The organism is Microcystis sp. M53603_WE2, from assembly GCF_030065435.1.
The window spans coordinates 1-3205 of the sequence record NZ_JASJFF010001355.1 but is presented as its reverse complement, the minus strand read 5'-3'; the positions used below and the strand labels follow the sequence as shown (position 1 = coordinate 3205).

Below are 3205 nucleotides of genomic sequence, written 5' to 3'. Positions count from 1 at the left end.
GGTTTGGGTAGGGTTGATTCATGAATTAACCCTACCTGGAATCAACCCTACCTGGAATCAACCCTACCTGGAATCAACCCTACCTGGAATCAACCCTAGGGGTTTGGGGGGTTCTACCCCCCAAAAGCTCGGATTGAGCGATAAAATCGCAAGTAATACTAAATCCGTTGAGTATAGGCTACATATCAGGAGAGGCACTGACTTGAAAATAGAGGCTGAAATAACGCCAATTCGTCAATCAGAATATTTTCATGCTTGGCGGTGCCAACTTTGGCATCGGGACTGCTGATCGCTGATCGCTAAACTTGCACTCCTACTCGATCGCTCCTGCTTGTTGTAATAAAGAAACGATCGCCTGATGGTGATTAAATTTAGCTAACATTAAAGCGGTCATTCCCCCTTGATTTTTCTGATTTAAGTTCACCTTTCCCCCGTCTAACAGGACTTTAACCGTGTCGAGACAACCGTGATAACTAGCCCACATTAACGGGGAAGCACCGCTAAAATCGAGTTTATTGACATCGGCACCGATATCGATTAACCAGCGCACCAATTGACTATTATTGTCCTCACAAGCTTTCATAAGGACGGTTTTGCCATCGGGATAAACGGCGTTGGCATTAGCCCCGTATTCGAGGAGATAACGGCAGATTTCCGTAAATTGGCGCTGTAAAGCTAAAGTTAACGGTGTTTCTCCCTGCTGAGTTAGGTTAGGCTCCGCTCCTTGTTTTAACAATTCTAAAACGATCGCTTCGTATCCCTGCACCGTGGCGATAAGCAAGGGTGTATCACCAAAATGGTTACGGTGATTGACAAAAGCGCCAGCTTGTAGTAAGGCCTGGACGATCTCTAAATGTCCTTCGATCGTCCCTAAATGCAGGGCCGTTTCTCCCGCCTGATTTTGATTGTCAACACGGGCCCCCTGAGCAAGTAAAAGTCGGACAATATCGAAATATCCCTCAGCAGCGGCGATCATCAGGGCAGTTTCTCCCTCCTCCGTGCTAATGTTCGGATTGGCTCCCGCTTGCAGTAAAGTTTGTACGCTGCCGAGATTTCCCTTCTCTACAGCCAAAATTAGGGGAGTCTCCCCGGATAAAGTGGGAGCATCGAGGGGCATACCACGGGTAATAAACAATTCGAGGATTTCTGGGCAATTGGCGACGAGAGCCTGTAACCAAGCTTGTTGACGGATTTCTTCATCTACACCACGATCGAGCAGTAAATGGACAATTGCGGCGTAATTTTGTTTGATCGCTACAGATAAAGCCGTATCTCCATCCTGATCGCGCATATTGACCCGAGCGCCGGCGGTTAATAACTGTTCTGCGATCGCTGTATGACCCTTATAAGTGGCGATCATTAGTGCTGGTGTACCATCTTGATTGACCTGATTGACATTAGCACTGGCGGCGATTAATTGAGCAAGGATTTGACTGTGATTGAGGGCAGCCGCTAACATGAGAGGGCTTAAACCTTGAGGTTGTTTACTTTTGTTGATATCAGCCCCAAATTCTCGCAAAATTGCCACAATTTCCCTATGACCCCCCTGCACGGCATAGATTAAAGCCGTAGTATTTTGCCCATCAGTGGCGTTGACATTTGCCCCCTGACTCAGTAAAGCTTGAACCCGCGCGAGATTGCCCTGACGCGCCGCTTGTATTAACAAGATATCCCAATTAGAAGCCATTAACAGTGACCGATCGGCAGAAAGTATTTTTTCTATTATCGATCTTTCTAGACAGGTAAACGGACAGAAAAGCTACTACCCCGTTCTAATTCTGAGGTGACGGCAATAGTTCCCCCATGAGCATCGATAATGCGACGGGAGAGATAAAGTCCTAACCCATTGTTGGAACTGTCTGGGGAACCGGAGTACAGACGCTCGAAAATCCGGGGTAGTTCTTCTGCTGAAATTCCTATACCAGTATCCTCGACGACAATGGTGACAAAAGTATCTTCCTCTGTAGCGGGGATGAGATGAATTTTCACATCACCCTTTTGGGTAAATTTAATCGCATTGCCGATGAGATTGGTAAAAACGCGCCGCAGTTCCAAGCGATCGCCAGTTAGGAAAATTTCCCCGGCATTTTCGGCATTTAAGCTTAATTCTAGTCCTTTTTCTCGGGCAAGGGGAGTTAACTGCTGACAGACTTCTTCGAGAATATCGATAATCTTTAATTTAGTAAAATTAAGTATCTTTTCGCCGTTTTCATAACAATAAACTTCCAAAAGATTATTAACCATTTCCAAGAGATTTTGATTACTGCGAATAATCACATGAATGACTCGACTCATTTCGGGAGTAATCTCACCGTATAAACCTTCTTGAAATAGTTCTAATATGTGATTGACAGACACTAAGGGAGTTCGCAAATCGTGGGTCATCCTCGAAACAAAATCTTCTTTTTGTCTAGCCAATTGCTCTTTTTCTTGTTTGGCAATCGCCACTTCTTGTTCCGCTTCATAGATGCGTAGGGCGTTTCGCATCGCTTGATTTAAGCGCGAGGCAGAAAGACGAAATTTACTCAGATAATCGGAAGCACCGGCTTTCATCATATCTACGGCAATTCCTTCGTCTCCGTGACCGGTTAAAACAATTAGGGGTATTTTAAGTCCCTGTTGCCGAATTTCCCGCACCAAAGTCAAACCATCTCGATCGGGTAGAAGATAATCGATAAACATACAGTCGAAAAGATTATTGGACATCTTTTCTTTAGCCTCTTGATAGTCAGCGGCTTCTGTTATTTCTATCGCCATCTCCGATGTTCTTAAGAATCGGCGCACGGCGATCCGATCTACTTCATTATCATCAACAATTAGAATTCTTAACTGGTTTAACATTGCCAATTTAAATCTGAATTTCATTACTGTCTGATCTACCCTGATAGAATACCTTGAATCGGGTTCGATGGTCAAGACATTTTCGAGGTCGATTCTTACAGCTTTTTTCTTAAAGATGAAGTATAACCTAATTTGCTATTGACGACCGAATCGTGACGACTGGCCCCCCAAAACGAAAAATTAGTACCTCACTATTAAGATGACTGCCACAATCGGAAACAATACTTAGGGTCTGCTGAAAAAGTTTTTCGGTGGTGGCAGGGTGTGGGGTGTGGGGTGTGGGGTGTGGGGTGTGGGGTTTTACCAGTTTTGAGGTGGCCAATTACCTAATTTTCAGGGAAAAAGTCCAGGAATTTTCCCCCCG

General features: G+C 44.9%; 3 protein-coding genes and 1 pseudogene. 1 reads left to right on the top strand and 3 read right to left on the bottom strand.

What is annotated here, in order from left to right; genetic code table 11:
* Window positions 1–289, top strand: a pseudogene (locus PX481_RS28525) (hypothetical protein); the annotation flags it as partial.
* A 24-nt stretch (window positions 290–313) separates the two neighbouring features.
* Here PX481_RS28525 and PX481_RS28520 read toward each other — a convergent pair.
* The 3 genes from PX481_RS28520 to PX481_RS28510 form a co-directional block, all read right to left on the bottom strand.
* The gene (locus tag PX481_RS28520) at window positions 314–1714 is read right to left on the bottom strand and encodes an ankyrin repeat domain-containing protein (RefSeq protein ID WP_323131880.1); all 1401 of its coding nucleotides are present in this window, start codon (window positions 1712–1714) and stop codon (window positions 314–316) included.
* 20 nt (window positions 1715–1734) lie between these two features.
* Window positions 1735–2841: a hybrid sensor histidine kinase/response regulator gene (locus PX481_RS28515; protein ID WP_002761065.1), complete on the bottom strand. Its 1107-nt coding sequence runs from the start codon at window positions 2839–2841 to the stop codon at window positions 1735–1737.
* 127 nt (window positions 2842–2968) lie between these two features.
* The gene (locus PX481_RS28510) at window positions 2969–3163 is read right to left on the bottom strand and encodes a hypothetical protein (RefSeq protein WP_196219851.1); all 195 of its coding nucleotides are present in this window, start codon (window positions 3161–3163) and stop codon (window positions 2969–2971) included.
* Window positions 3164–3205 lie beyond the last annotated feature (42 nt).